This window comes from Microlunatus kandeliicorticis (genome assembly GCF_014137855.1).
Lineage (GTDB): Bacteria > Actinomycetota > Actinomycetes > Propionibacteriales > Propionibacteriaceae > Microlunatus > Microlunatus kandeliicorticis.
Genome location: NZ_JACGWT010000004.1, coordinates 276458 through 289236 on the forward strand (window position 1 = coordinate 276458; position 12779 = coordinate 289236).

Consider the following 12779-nt stretch of genomic DNA (forward strand, 5'->3'; position numbering starts at 1 on the left):
AGGGGTCGGGTCCGGGACGTCGCGCGTTCGGGCCGAGGCTCGCCTAGGCGGTCGAGCTCTCCCGGACCACCGCGCCGAGCACGCCGTTGACGAAGGAGGGCGAGTCGTCGGTGGACAGCTCCCCCACCAGCGAGACGGCTTCGGAGACCGCCACGCCGGGAGCGACGTCGAGGAAGTCGACCTCGCAGACCGCGATCCGCAGGGCAGCACGGTCCACCCGCGGCAGCCGCGCCAGCGTCCAGCCGCGGGCCAGCGCCGCGGAGATCCGGGCGTCGATCGCGTTCCGGTTCGCCCCGACCGCCTCGACCAGCCGGACGGTGTAGTCCCGCACCGGCGGGTCGGCGTCGGCGGTCCGGTCCGACAGCGTGGTGAGCGGGTCGACGCCGCGGAGCTCGGACTCGAACAGGATGTCCAGGGCCCGCTTGCGTGCCTTGCCCTGGGTCGAGCGGTGCACGGGCTCGGGCTGGATGGTCCGCTCGAAGGTGCCGCGCCCGGGATCGGGGGCGCTCAACTGCCGATCCGGCCGAGGTACTCGCCGGTGCGGGTGTCGACCTTGACCTTCTCGCCGGTGGTCAGGAACAGCGGGACCTGGATCTGCAGCCCGGTCTCCACGGTGGCCGGCTTGGTGCCGCCGGTGCTGCGGTCGCCCTGCAGCCCCGGCTCGGTGTAGGTGATGACCAGCTCGACCGAGGCCGGCAGGTCGATGTAGAGCGGGTTGTCCTCGTGGATGGCCACGGTGGCGGTCTGCTCCTCGAGCAGGTAGTTCTTCGCGTCGCCTACCACCGCGTCGGGGATGGTCATCTGCTCGTAGTTGCCGGTGTCCATGAACACGAAGCCCGAGCCGTCGTGGTACAGGTACTGCATCTCGCGCCGGTCGACGCTGGCGGTGTCGACCTTGGTGTCGGAGTTGAAGGTCTTGTCCACGACCTTGCCGCTGAGCACGTGCTTGAGCTTGGTGCGCACCACCGTGTTGCCCTTGCCCGGCTTGTGGTGCTGGAACCACACCACCGACCAGAGCTGGCCGTCCAGGTCGAGCACCATGCCGTTCTTCAGGTCGTTCGTCGAGACCACGCCTACTACCTCACCCAATCATCGGTCGGAAGATGCCCGGGACGGCACGCGGGACCGCGGCCACGTCCGGGCGACCCCCGAGTCTAGCCTTGCCGGGTGATCCGCACCGAACTGCTGGCGGCGGTCCCCACCCTGCGGAGCCCCCGGCTGCTGCTGCGCCCGATGGGACCGCAGTACTTCCCGCAGGTCTGGCGGGTGCTGGCCGACCCCGAGCTGGCCCGGCTGACCGGGACCCACCACCGGTTCACCGAGCAGCAGGTCCGCGACCACCTGGCCCGGGTCGGTACCGACCGGACCCGCGCCGACTGGGCGATCGTCCGCAAGGAGGACAACAGCTTCCTCGGCGAGGTGGTGCTCGACGAGCTGGACGAGCCCAACGGGTCGATGAACTACCGGATCTCGCTGCGCGAGACGAAGATCTGCGGCCAGGGCTACGGCACCGAGGCCGGCCGGGCGGTCGTCAACTTCGGGCTCGCGGTGCTCGGGCTGCACCGGATCTCGCTCGAGGTGTTCTCGTTCAACGAGCGGGCGATGGCCAGCTATCGCAAGCTCGGCTTCCGGCCCGAGGGCGTGCTCCGCGAGGCGCTCTGCTGGGAGGGCCGCCGCTACGACGCCCACCTGATGGCGGTGCTCGCCTCCGACCTGGTCGACTCCCCGGCCGACTCCGCGGTCGACTCGGCGGTCGGCGGCACCGCCACCCCCGCCCCTGACATCGACACCGCCGCCGCGACCACCGAACCCGTCCCCGGAGGAACCCGCTCGTGACCGAACCGCTCGACCTGGTGATCGACTTCGACCGGCTGCACCCCGGCGACGGCCCGGCCCGCGAGGCCGGGCGGTTGCTGGTCGGTGGCGGACGGGTCGTCGACGTCGTCGGCCGGGACGCCACCGTCCCCGACGGCGTCCGGGTGGTCGCGGGCCGGACCGTCGTGCCGGGGCTGATCAACGCCCACGTCCACCTGGAGAGCGATGCCGGACCGGACGCGGTCGCCGCGGTGGCCGGGACCAGCGTGCCGCGACGCGCGGTAGCGGCCGCCGCCCGCGCCGAGGCCTCGCTGCGGGCCGGCGTCACCGCGGTCCGCGACCTCGGCTCGAGCGAGCGGATCGCCGTCGAGGTCGGCCGGGCGATCGCCGACGGGGTGGTCAGCGGCCCCACGGTGGTCGCGGCGGGCCGGGCGATCTGCATGACCGGCGGTCACGGCTGGTTCATCGGGCGGCAGGCGAACGGACCGTGGGACGTCCGGACTGCGGTCCGCGAGCAGCTGGCCGACGGCGCCGGGTGCATCAAGTTCATCGCCACCGGCGGGGTGCTGACCCCCGGGGCGATCCCCGGCCGGGACCAGCTGACCGCCGAGGAGCTGACCGCGGGGGTCGACGAGGCGCACCGGCACGGGCTCCGGGCCGCGGCGCACGCCATCGGCACCACCGGGATCCACAACGCCGTCCGGGCAGGGATCGACTCGATCGAACACGGCCACCTGATCGACGCCACCGGGATCGGGCTGATGCTCGAGCACGGCACCGCGCTGGTCCCGACGCTGGCCGCGCTGTGGAACATCGTCGAGGCCGGCGAGGAGGGCGGGATGCCCGCCTCGGTGCTCGGCAAGGCCCGGGCCATCGCCGAGACGGCCCGGGACAACCTGCAGGCCGCCGTCGACGCCGGCGTCCGGGTGGTCGCCGGGTCCGACGCCGGGACGCCGTACAACCCGCACCACCGGTTCGACCACGAGCTCGACCTGCTGCAGAGCCTGCTCGGGTTCGGTCCCGAGGCGGCGCTGCGGGCGGCCACCGCCGACGCGGCTGACCTGCTCGGCCTCGAGTCCGGCCGGCTGCGCCCGGGTGCGCCCGCCGACCTGCTGGTGCTCGACCACGACCTGGCCGACCCCGGCGCGCTCCGCGACCCCCGGGTGGTCGTCAAGGCCGGCGTGGTCGTCGGGACCAGCCGCTGACGACCGACCGCTGACCGCAATCGCCCCGCCGGACGAGCAGCGCCTCGGCCGTACCTCGCACCGCCCGGGCCGTACCTCGCGCCGCCCGGGCCCACGTCGCACCGCCCGCGCCCACGTCGCACCGGATATAGGCGGTGCGACGTCGCCGCAGGGGGTGCGACGTCGGTGCGGGTCGGACGCCGGCGGTCAGGTGGTCAGGTGGTCAGGTGGTCAGCCCGGAGGCGGCGTCGAGCTGCTGAAGCAGGTCGTAGGCGGCCCGCTCGACCGCCTTGTGCCGCCACTCGGCGGCCCGGTAGACGCAGGCGATCAGCCCGCTGCGGTGGACGCGGCGGAAGTCGCCGACCACGAACGCGTAGCGGGCCTTGGTCTGCTCGGCCGCGCCCACGGTCAGCCCGAGGTGCCAGCCAGCGTAGGCGTCCCAGCCGTGCCGGTCGAGGTAGCGGTTCTGCGCCTCGGCGTCGGGCTGGGTGCGTCCCCAGTCGCTGGTCAGCACGTACTGCCGGGCCTCGATCAGGGCCCCGATCCGCTCGACCGCCTCCGGGTTCACCTCGTAGCGCGCCATCGCCTCAGGATGACACCCCGCCAAGCCGGACGGCGGTCTCAGCGCGCGACGGCGGCGTAACTGCTGCGGAGCAGGTCCTCCGACGGTCCCGAGAGGATCGCACCGCGGGCCAGGCCCTCGAGCACCACGAACCGCAGCGTCGAACCGCGGGTCTTCTTGTCCAGCGCCATCGTCGCGAGCAGGTCGTCGAAGGCGTCCGCCGCGTACCCGGTGGGCAGACCGACCCGGTCGAGCACCGCGCGGTGCCGGTCGGCCGTCGCGTCGTCGAGTCGTCCGGCCCGCCGGGCCAGCTCGGCCACGAACACCATCCCGACACTGACCGCCTCACCGTGCCGCCACCGGTAGCCCTCACGCCGCTCGATCGCGTGCCCCAGCGTGTGGCCGTAGTTGAGCAGCTCGCGGCCGACCGCCGACCCGGTCGAGGTGGCTTCACGGAGGTCGGCCGAGACCACGGCCGCCTTGACCGCCACGCTGCGCCGGACGAGCTCGGCGACCACCGGTGCGGTCGGGTCGAGCGCGGCGTCCGGGTCGGCCTCGATCAGGTCGAGGATCTCCGGGTCGGCGATGAAGCCGCACTTCACCACCTCGGCCAGCCCCGACCGCAGGTCGGCGACGGGCAGGGTGGTGAGCCGGTCGAGGTCGCAGAACACCGCCCGCGGCTCCCAGAACGCCCCCACCAGGTTCTTGCCCTCGGCGGTGTTGATCCCGGTCTTGCCGCCGACCGCGGCGTCGACCATCCCGAGCAGGGTGGTGGAGACGGTGACCAGTCCGACCCCGCGCAGCCAGCTCGCCGCGACGAACCCGGCGAGGTCGGTGGTGGCACCGCCGCCGAGCCCGACCACGAGGTCGGAGCGGGTGAACCCGGCCCGGCCCAGGGCGGTCCAGCAGTCGGCGAGCACCGCGGCGGTCTTGGCCCGCTCGGCGTCCGGGACCATGATCAGCAGCGGCTCGACGCCGGTGGCGCGGAGCCGCTCGCCGAGCTCGGCCGCGGCCCCGGCGCAGACCTCGGGGTGGATGATCGCGGCCCGCTCGGCCCCGGCCACCGCGGCGACGACCTCGTCGGTCAGGCCGTGCCCGATCCGCACCGGGTAGGGGCGCTCGGCGGACACCTCGACGGTCGCGGTCACGTCGGCTCCACCGGCGCCGGAGCGGCCGACAGCGCGTCGACGATCGTCGCGACGACGGCCTCCGGCTGCTGCCCGTCGGTGTCGACGGTGAGGGTGGCCACGGCGGCGTAGAGCGCGGCCCGCTCGGCCAGCAGCCGGATCAGCTGACCCCGGACGTTGCCCAGCAGCAGCGGCCGGGCCTCGTTGAGCCCGATCCGCTGGGTGGCGCTCGCCGCGCTGACCTGCAGCCAGACCACCCGGTGCCCGCGGAGCGCAGTCCGGATCTCCTCCGAGGTCACCGCCCCGCCGCCCAGCGAGAGCACGCCCGGCTGCTCCAGCAGCTCGACGGTGACCGCGCGTTCGAGGGCCCGGAACACCGCCTCGCCGTCGGTGGTGAACAGGTCGGCGATGCTCTTGCCGGCCCGCTCGGCGATCACCGCGTCGACGTCGACGAACGGCTCGTCCAGCCGCTCCGCGAGCAGCGCGCCCACCGTCGACTTGCCCGAGCCCGGTGCCCCGACCAGCACCACCGAGGCGCTCACCCGAGGCCCGTCGGCAGGCTCAGGGCACGCGTCGTCCGGCTCAGGGCACCCGTCGACCGGCTCAGGGCGCCCGTCGACCGGCTCAGGGGACGGTGGCCGCTCACGACTGGACCTGGAGCCCGCGCCGGCGCACGTCCTCCAGATAGCCCGCGCAGTTGCGGCGGGTCTCGTCGACCGAGTCGCCGCCGAACTTCTCCAGTGCGGCCTCGGCCAGCACCAGCGCGACCATCGCCTCGGCGACCACCCCGGCGGCCGGCACCGCACAGACGTCCGAACGCTGGTTGTGCGCGACCGCCTCCTCACCGGTGGCCACGTCGACGGTCCGCAGCGCCCGCGGCACGGTGGAGATCGGCTTCATCGCGGCGCGCACCCGGAGCCGACCGCCGACGCTCATCCCGCCCTCGGTGCCGCCGGAGCGGTGCGAGGCGCGGCCGATCCCGTCGGGTCCGAGGACGATCTCGTCGTGCGCCGCGCTGCCGCGCATCCGGGCCAGCTCGAAGCCGTCGCCGACCTCGACGCCCTTGATCGCCTGGATGCCCATCAGCGCCCCGGCCAGCCGGGCGTCGAGCCGGCGGTCGCCGCTGACGTGGCTGCCGAGCCCCGGCGGCAGCCCGTCGGCCACCACCTCGACCACGCCGCCCAGCGTGTCGCCGTCCTTCTGCGCCGCCTTGACCTCCTCGATCATCGCCTCGGCCGCCGCCGGGTCGAAGCAGCGGACCGGGTTGTCGTCGATCGCATGGAGGTCGTCGATGCCGGGCACCACGCCGTAGGGCGCCCGCACCGTGCCGAGCTCGACCACGTGCGACAGCACGGTGATGCCGAAGGTCTGGGCCAGGAAGGCGCTGGCCACCCGGCCGATCGCCACCCGCGCCGCGGTCTCGCGGGCGCTGGCCCGCTCGAGCACCGGGCGGGCCTCGTCGAAGCCGTACTTCTGCATCCCGGCGAGGTCGGCGTGCCCGGGCCGCGGCCGGGTCAGCGGGGCGTTGCGGGCCTGACCGGCGAGCACCTCGGCGTCCACCGGGTCCGGCGACATCACGGTCTCCCACTTGGGCCACTCGGTGTTGGCGACCTCGATGGCCAGCGGCGACCCGAGGGTGCGGCCGTGCCGGACGCCGCCGATCAGGGTCACCTGGTCGCCTTCGAACTTCATCCGCGCGCCGCGGCCGAAGCCGAGACGGCGCCGGGCCAGGGCGTCCTGGACGTCGTCGGTGCTGATCGCCACCCCGGCCGGGATGCCTTCGACCACGGCCACCAGCCCTCGGCCGTGCGACTCCCCTGCCGTCATCCAGCGCAACACGCCGGCCAGTCTGTCACGCGGGTTCGCGCGCGCTGAGCGCCTTTCGACCCGCAGACATCAGCATCGCGGCCGGCACCGACCGGCCGGTCATCAGCGCCACCTGCTCGACCGCCTGGTGCACCAGCAGGTCGAGCCCGTTGACCACCGTCCAGCCGGCGTCCGACGCCGCCGAGGCCAGCGGGGTCGGCCACGGGTCGTAGACCGCGTCGAACACCGTGGCGAACGTCGCCCCGGCCGTCCGCGCCCGGCCGACCCAGTCACCGGCGGCGTCCGGGACGACGGTGCTGACCAGCAGATCGGACCCGGACGGTCGGTCGCCCCACGGGACCACGCCCAACCGCAGCCCAAGCTGCTCGGCCAGCCCGCCGAGCGCGGCGGCCTGCTCGGGCCGCCGGGCCACCACGGCGACCCGGTCGGCGCCCAGTGCGGCCACCGAGACCAGCGCAGCCCGGGTGGTGCCGCCCGCGCCGAGCACAGTCACCGCGCCGAGGCGGTCGGTGCCGGCCGCCCGGAGGGCCGCGGTCAGCCCGCCGATGTCGGTGTTGAACAGCCGCCGGCGCCCCTGCTCGAACAGCAGGGTGTTGGCCGCGCCGGTCAGCCGGACCTGCTCGTCCGGCTCGCCGAGGCCCAGCGCGACCGCCTTGAGCGGTTTGGTCATGCTCAGTCCGCGCCAGTCCGGGCCCAGCGAGTCGACGAAGCCGGCCAGCCCCGCCTCGTCGACCCGGTGGCGCTCGTAGACCCAGTCGGTCAGCCCGAGGTGGGCGTAGGCGGCCCGGTGCAGCGCCGGGGAGAGCGAGTGGGCGATCGGGGAACCGAGCACCGCGCATCGGGTGGTCACAGGTGGCTTCCTGCTCCGGGGTCGGCTCGGTCGGTCAGCCCGCGGTGGTGCAGCGGCCCTGGTGGCTCTGGCACCACTGCTGGAACAGCTTCACGTTGGCCTGGTGGCCGGCCTCGTCGTCGGCGAACCGGGTCTCGCCGGTGTCGAAGTTGACGGTGGTGAAGAACAGCCAGTTGCCCGGGGTCGGGTCGAGCGCGGCCTCGATCGCCGCTTGGCCCGGGGCCGAGATCGGCGTCGGCGGCAGGCCCTTGCGCTTGTAGGTGTTGTAGGGGCTGTTGCTCTCGCGGTTCTGCGGCGTGGTGGTGTTGGCGTTCAGCTTGAGGCCGTAGATCAGCGTCGAGTCGAGCTGCAGGTCGATGCCCTTGTCCAGCCGGTTGTAGAGCACCCGGGCCACCTTGGGCCGGTCCTCGGGCCGGCGGACCTCCTTCTCGATGATGCTGGCCACGATGAGCACCTGGTAGGGGCTGCGGCCCAGCCGCTTCGCGCCGGCGTCGAGCCCGACCTCGTCGGCCACCTGGTCGTAGCGGGCGGTCATCAACCGGAGCACCGAGCCGGCGGTGACGTCCTGCGGCAGCTCGTAGGTGTCGGGGAACAGGAAGCCCTCGGGGTTGTTGCGGGCGTAGCTCGGCAGCCCGAGCTGTTGCGGCTTCTTCAGTGCAGCCTGGTACTGGGCCGCGCTGATCTTGGTCTCCTTGGCCAGCACCGCGACCTGGGACGACAGCCGCAGCCCCTCGGGGACGGTGACCTCGTTGCGCACCCGGTACTCGGCCGGGTCGAGCAGGATGGCCAGCGCCCGGGCCGCCGGGATCTGGGTCCGCATCAGGTAGCTGCCGGCCTGCACCGAGCTGGCCTCGGTGCTGGCCTTGACGGCGCGGTCGAATGCCTTGGTCGAGCGGACGACGTCCTTGTCCTTGAGGATGGTGCCGATCTCGGTCAGCGTCGACCCGTCAGGGATGGTCACGGTGATGTTCGCGGTGCCCTTGACGTCGGTGTAGTCGGGCACCTCGCCGAACGACGACAGGTAGCCGCTGGCCTTGTCGTAGACCAGGAAGGCCCCGCCACCCAGTACGAGCAGGGCGACCAGCACGGCCAGGCAGCCCTTGCCGCGGGCGGCGATCTCCTTGCCCGGGTGGGGCTTGCGCTCCGGATCGAGCAGCTGCTGCGTCACGCTCGGTCAGTCTCCCTCGCAGGTCGGCCGCCCGCGACCGGCCGAGGGTGCCGGGAAGGCACGAAACCCCGTCCGACCAGCACGGACGCTGTTCGGCAGCACGTCGAGACCCGACGTGCCGTCGCGTTGCACGGCCCCGGCCCGCCGGTCAACCCGGGGATACTACTTCCCCGGGCGGGACGCCCTGCGCACGTTCGGCGTCGAGCGCCTGCTCGAGGATCGCCTGCGCAGCGGCCTGGTCGATCACCCGCCGGAAGTCGCGGGACCGGATGCCCTGCTGGTGGAACTGCTTGACAGCTTGGGCGGTCGAGAGCCGTTCGTCGACGAGGCGCACCGACGGGACCGGGATTCCCGCGCTGGAAAGCTGCGGGTCCGTCGCCAGGCGGGACGCCAGCGCCTCCGCCCGGCGCCGGATCTTGGTCGCGGCGATGCCCTCGTCGCCGGCCAGCGTCCGGGGCAGACCGACCACCACCTCGATCGGCTCGTACTCGGCCACCAGCGCGACCAGCGCATCGAGCTCGCCCGGGCCGGCCGTGACCGTGGTCACCGGGACGGCCAGCGCGCCGCCCGGGTCCGAGGCCGCCACCCCGATCCGGGCGTCGCCGAGGTCGACGGCCAGCCGTCGTCCCTGCCGCACGTCAGCTCCTGCGCCGCCCGCGGTTCAGCACCCGCGGGTCACCAACCGGACGACTGGAGCACGTGCCCCATCCGGTGCTCGACCGCGGTCAGCGCCGCCTGAGCCTGGCTGCCGTCGCTGCCGCCACCCTGCGCGAGATCGTCCCGGCCACCGCCGCGACCGCCCAGCGCCTGGCTGGCCACCGTCACCAGGTCACCGGCCTTGAGCCCGCGGTGCCGCGCGCCCTCGGTGGTGGCGACGATCACCGTCGGCTTCTCGGTCGTCCCGCCGACCAGCGCGATCACCGCGGCCGACTGCTGCACCCGGCCGCGGAGCTCCTGGGCGAGCGTCCGCAGGTCGTTGCCGTTGACGCCGCCGGCGCGGAGGTCGAGCGCGTGGGCGTACAGGTCCACGCCCCACATCTCGTGCCGCTTGGCCAGGATCGGCTCGACGGTGGTGAGCAGGTTCTGCGAGCGCAGGGTGGCGATCTCGCGCTCGGCGTCCTTGAGCTGCTGGACCATCCGGGCGATCCGCTCGGTCAGCTGGTCCGGCTGGACCCGCAGCGTCTCGGTCAGGCCGTGCACCAGGGCGCGCTCGCGGGCCAGCTGGGCGAACGCCTCGAGCCCGACGAACGCCTCGACCCGACGGATCCCGGAGCCGACCGAGCTCTCCGCGTTGAGGGCCAGCAGACCCACCTGGGCGGACTGCTGGACGTGGGTGCCGGCGCACAGCTCGCGCGACCAGCCCTCGCCCATGTCGACCACCCGGACGACGTCGCCGTAGACCTCGCCGAATAACGCGGTCGCGCCGAGCGCCTTGGCCTCGGCCAGCGGCATCTCGGTCGCGGTGACGCCGAGGTCGTCGCGGATCGCGGTGTTGCAGAGCTGCTCGATCTGCTCCTTCTGCTTCTCGTTCACCTGGTGGCCCCAGGCGAAGTCGAGCCGCAGGTAGCCGGGCCGGTTGAACGAGCCCCGCTGGAGCGCGGTCGGGCCGAGGATCTCGTGCAGCGCCTCGTGGATGACGTGGGTCGCCGAGTGCGCCTGGCAGGCGCCGAGCCGCCAGTCGGTGTCGACGTGGGTGTCGACCACCTGCCGGGGCCGGATCTCGCCGTCGACCACGGTCGCGTGGTGCACCACCAGGCCCTTGACCGGACGCTGGACGTCGGTGACGTCGAGCACCAGCCCGTCCGCGGTGATCCGTCCGTGGTCGCCGGACTGACCACCGGACTCGGGATAGAACGGGGTCTCCTCGAGCACCAGCTCGATGCTCTCGCCGGGCTGGGCCGACTCGACCAGCTGCCCGCCGGAGATGATCCCGCGGACCGCGCTCTGCCCGCTGAGGGTGCGGAAGCCGGTGAACGGGGTCTCCCCCACCTCGCGGAGCTGGCGGTAGACCTCGCTCGCGCCCGCGGTGCTCTTCTTCGCCTTGGCGTCGGCCTTGGCCCGGGCGCGCTGCTCGGCCATCAGCGACCGGAAGCCGGCCTCGTCGACGGCCAGCCCCTGCTCGCCCGCCATCTCGAGGGTGAGGTCGATCGGGAAGCCGTAGGTGTCGTGCAGCTGGAAGGCGCGGTCGCCGGACAGGCTGGCCTGCTGCGCGCGCTTCGCGTCCCGGACCGCCAGGTCGAAGATCTGGGTGCCGGCGGTGAGGGTGCGCAGGAACGCCTCCTCCTCGCCGTAGGCGACCTCGCTGATCCGGTCCCAGTCGGTCTCGAGCTCGGGGTAGGACTGCTTCATCGCGTCCCGGCTGACCGGGAACAGCTCGCCGAAGGTCGGCTCGTCGACCCCCAGCAGGCGCATCGAGCGGACCACCCGACGGAGCAGCCGGCGGAGCACGTAGCCGCCGCCCTCGTTGCCGGGGGTGACGCCGTCGCTGATCAGCATCAGACCGGAGCGGACGTGGTCGGCCACCACCCGCAGCCGGACGTCGTCGTCGCGCGCCGACGGGTCGGTCGCGCCGCGGCCGTAGGTCTTGCCGGCCACCGCCGCCGCCCGGTCGAGGACGGGACGGACCTCGTCGATCTCGTAGAGGTTGTCGACGCCCTGCAGCAGGGTGGCGATCCGCTCGAGACCGGCACCGGTGTCGATGTTCTTCGTCGGCAGCGGCCTGGCCACGTCGAAGTCGGACTTGCTGCGGACCGCGGAGAGCTCCTCCTGCTGGAACACGTTGTTCCAGATCTCGAGGTAGCGCTCCTCGTTGACGTCCGGTCCGCCGGCCGGGCCGAACTCCGGGCCGCGGTCGTAGAACACCTCGGAGTCCGGGCCGCCGGGACCGGGCACGCCCATGTGCCAGTAGTTCTCGGTGAGGTCGCGGCCGTGGATCCGGTCCTCGGGCAGCCCGATCGAACGCCAGATCTCCCGCGCCTCGAGGTCACCGTCGGGGTAGGCCGGGTGGAAGCCGGCGCCGAGCACCGACACCGAGATCCGCTCGGGGTCGAAGCCGAGGTTGCCCTGCTCGACCGGCCCGGTGAGGAACTCCCACGTCCACGGGATGACCTCGGCCTTGAAGTAGTCGCCGAAGGAGAAGTTGCCGAGCATCTGGAAGAAGGTGCCGTGCCGGGTGGTCTTGCCGACCTCCTCGATGTCGAGGGTGCGGATGACCTTCTGGCAGCTGACCGCGCGCTTCCACGGCACCGGCTCGACGCCGGTGAAGTAGGGCACCATCGGCACCATGCCGGCGACCACGAAGAGCAGGTTGGGGTCGTGGGAGACCAGCGAGGCGCTGGGCACCTCGACGTGACCCTGGCGGACGAAGTAGTCCAGGTAGCGACGCCGGACGTCGGCGGTTCTCATGATCAGTGGTTCCTTGCTGTGGGACGCCCGCCGGTGGCGGGCCGAGGTGGTCGAGTCATTCGGAGAGGCCGAGCTCGGTGCGGAGTTCCGCCTCGCGCTCGGCCATGGCAGCTCGGACCCTCGATCCGAACTCCTGCACCGACCCGGTGATGCCGTTGGCACGGTCGGCGACCCGCTGGCCGATGGCCTCGGGGGTCGCCTGGGCGAGGTAGCGGCGGACCCTCACCAGCGCGTAGACGCCCACCCCGGCGCCCACCGCGAACCAGACGACGCGGCGGATCACTTCGACCGCCGCCCGCGGCGGGTCCGGCGCTCGCCGTCGCCGCGGATCGCCTTGCGGATGCCGTAGGAGAACGCCGCGGTCTTGACCAGCGGCCCGCCCAGGGTGGCCGAGAACAGGGTGGTCAGCTGGGCCGCGTTCTCACTCACCGTGGTGGCGTTCGCGCTGACCTTGGCGACGTCCTCGGTGACCACGCTCAGCTTCTCGAGCTCGGCGTTGGTGGCCCGCACGGTGCCCTGCAGCTCGGTGAGGATCGGCACGCTCTCGTGGCCGACGTCGCGGACCGCCAGCCGGAGCTCCTCGAGCACCCGGCCGAGCTTCAGCAGCGGGATGGCGAACAACACGACCAAGACGGCGAACGCGATGGCTGCGATCAACCCCGCGATGTCTCCCAGGCTCATGGTGTCCTCTCCTCGACGGCACTCCGGCGCGGACCCGTCCCGGCCGGCCGCCGGGCTCGATTGTCCGCGGACGACCCTACCGCGAGGGCGCCACCGGCCCGAACCGGAATCCGGCGCCCGCCGGCCGATGAGTTCGGGCCCCCGCGCCGGTCGGAACGCC

General features: G+C 73.3%; 14 protein-coding genes. 2 read left to right on the forward strand and 12 right to left on the reverse strand.

Annotation, left to right across the window (positions count from 1 at the left end; translation table 11 throughout):
• Positions 1-43: 43 nt before the first annotated feature.
• Positions 44-511: a transcription antitermination factor NusB gene (gene nusB, locus FHX74_RS13515; RefSeq protein WP_220483918.1), complete on the reverse strand. Its 468-nt coding sequence runs from the start codon at positions 509-511 to the stop codon at positions 44-46.
• Positions 508-1071: an elongation factor P gene (gene efp, locus FHX74_RS13520; RefSeq protein ID WP_182560696.1), complete on the reverse strand. Its 564-nt coding sequence runs from the start codon at positions 1069-1071 to the stop codon at positions 508-510. Before efp ends, nusB begins: the two co-directional genes overlap by 4 nt.
• 96 nt (positions 1072-1167) lie before the next feature.
• On the opposite strand from efp, the gene FHX74_RS13525 reads away from it, so the two are divergent.
• Both FHX74_RS13525 and FHX74_RS13530 read left to right on the forward strand, forming a co-directional pair.
• The gene (locus FHX74_RS13525) at positions 1168-1836 is read left to right on the forward strand and encodes a GNAT family N-acetyltransferase (protein ID WP_220483920.1); all 669 of its coding nucleotides are present in this window, start codon (positions 1168-1170) and stop codon (positions 1834-1836) included.
• Positions 1833-3020: a metal-dependent hydrolase family protein gene (locus tag FHX74_RS13530; protein WP_182560697.1), complete on the forward strand. Its 1188-nt coding sequence runs from the start codon at positions 1833-1835 to the stop codon at positions 3018-3020. The genes FHX74_RS13525 and FHX74_RS13530 overlap by 4 nt, the downstream gene beginning before the upstream one ends.
• Positions 3021-3222: 202 nt before the next feature.
• On the opposite strand, the gene FHX74_RS13535 is transcribed toward FHX74_RS13530, so the two are convergent.
• From FHX74_RS13535 to FHX74_RS13580, 10 genes are all read right to left on the reverse strand, one after another.
• A complete protein-coding gene (locus FHX74_RS13535; protein ID WP_182560698.1) occupies positions 3223-3582 on the reverse strand; it encodes a hypothetical protein in 360 nt (119 codons plus the stop codon).
• 38 nt (positions 3583-3620) lie between these two features.
• On the reverse strand, positions 3621-4709 hold the full coding sequence (gene aroB, locus FHX74_RS13540) for a 3-dehydroquinate synthase (protein WP_182560699.1): 1089 nt from the start codon (positions 4707-4709) through the stop codon (positions 3621-3623).
• Entirely contained in the window at positions 4706-5230 is a 525-nt protein-coding gene (locus FHX74_RS13545) for a shikimate kinase (protein WP_182560700.1), read from the reverse strand. The genes aroB and FHX74_RS13545 overlap by 4 nt, the downstream gene beginning before the upstream one ends.
• A gap of 100 nt (positions 5231-5330) precedes the next feature.
• On the reverse strand, positions 5331-6527 hold the full coding sequence (aroC, locus tag FHX74_RS13550; protein WP_182560701.1) for a chorismate synthase: 1197 nt from the start codon (positions 6525-6527) through the stop codon (positions 5331-5333).
• A gap of 13 nt (positions 6528-6540) precedes the next feature.
• A complete protein-coding gene (locus FHX74_RS13555; RefSeq protein ID WP_182560702.1) occupies positions 6541-7365 on the reverse strand; it encodes a shikimate dehydrogenase in 825 nt (274 codons plus the stop codon).
• A 34-nt stretch (positions 7366-7399) separates the two neighbouring features.
• Complete coding sequence (gene mltG / locus FHX74_RS13560; RefSeq protein ID WP_182560703.1) at positions 7400-8533, reverse strand: endolytic transglycosylase MltG; 1134 nt, start codon at positions 8531-8533, stop codon at positions 7400-7402.
• Positions 8534-8681: 148 nt separating this feature from the next.
• Positions 8682-9170: a Holliday junction resolvase RuvX gene (gene ruvX / locus FHX74_RS13565; protein WP_182560704.1), complete on the reverse strand. Its 489-nt coding sequence runs from the start codon at positions 9168-9170 to the stop codon at positions 8682-8684.
• A 38-nt stretch (positions 9171-9208) separates the two neighbouring features.
• Positions 9209-11938 carry an alanine--tRNA ligase gene (alaS, locus tag FHX74_RS13570; RefSeq protein ID WP_182560705.1) on the reverse strand — a complete coding sequence of 910 codons (2730 nt, stop codon included), beginning with the start codon at positions 11936-11938 and terminating at the stop codon, positions 9209-9211.
• A 55-nt stretch (positions 11939-11993) separates the two neighbouring features.
• Positions 11994-12221 (reverse strand): DUF6167 family protein, encoded by a 228-nt coding sequence (locus FHX74_RS13575; RefSeq protein ID WP_182560706.1) that lies wholly within the window; start codon positions 12219-12221, stop codon positions 11994-11996.
• Positions 12218-12619, reverse strand: coding sequence for a DUF948 domain-containing protein (locus tag FHX74_RS13580; protein WP_182560707.1), 402 nt, complete (start codon positions 12617-12619; stop codon positions 12218-12220). Before FHX74_RS13580 ends, FHX74_RS13575 begins: the two co-directional genes overlap by 4 nt.
• Between the last annotated feature and the right edge of the window lie 160 nt (positions 12620-12779).

Bases quoted from the DNA above. Each gene is read 5' to 3' on its own strand.
- FHX74_RS13580 (WP_182560707.1), bottom strand. From the start codon at position 12,619: ATGAGCCTGGGAGACATCGCGGGGTTGATCGCAGCCATCGCGTTCGCC.
- alaS (WP_182560705.1), bottom strand. From the start codon at position 11,938: ATGAGAACCGCCGACGTCCGGCGTCGCTACCTGGACTACTTCGTCCGC.
- FHX74_RS13535 (WP_182560698.1), bottom strand. From the start codon at position 3,582: ATGGCGCGCTACGAGGTGAACCCGGAGGCGGTCGAGCGGATCGGGGCC.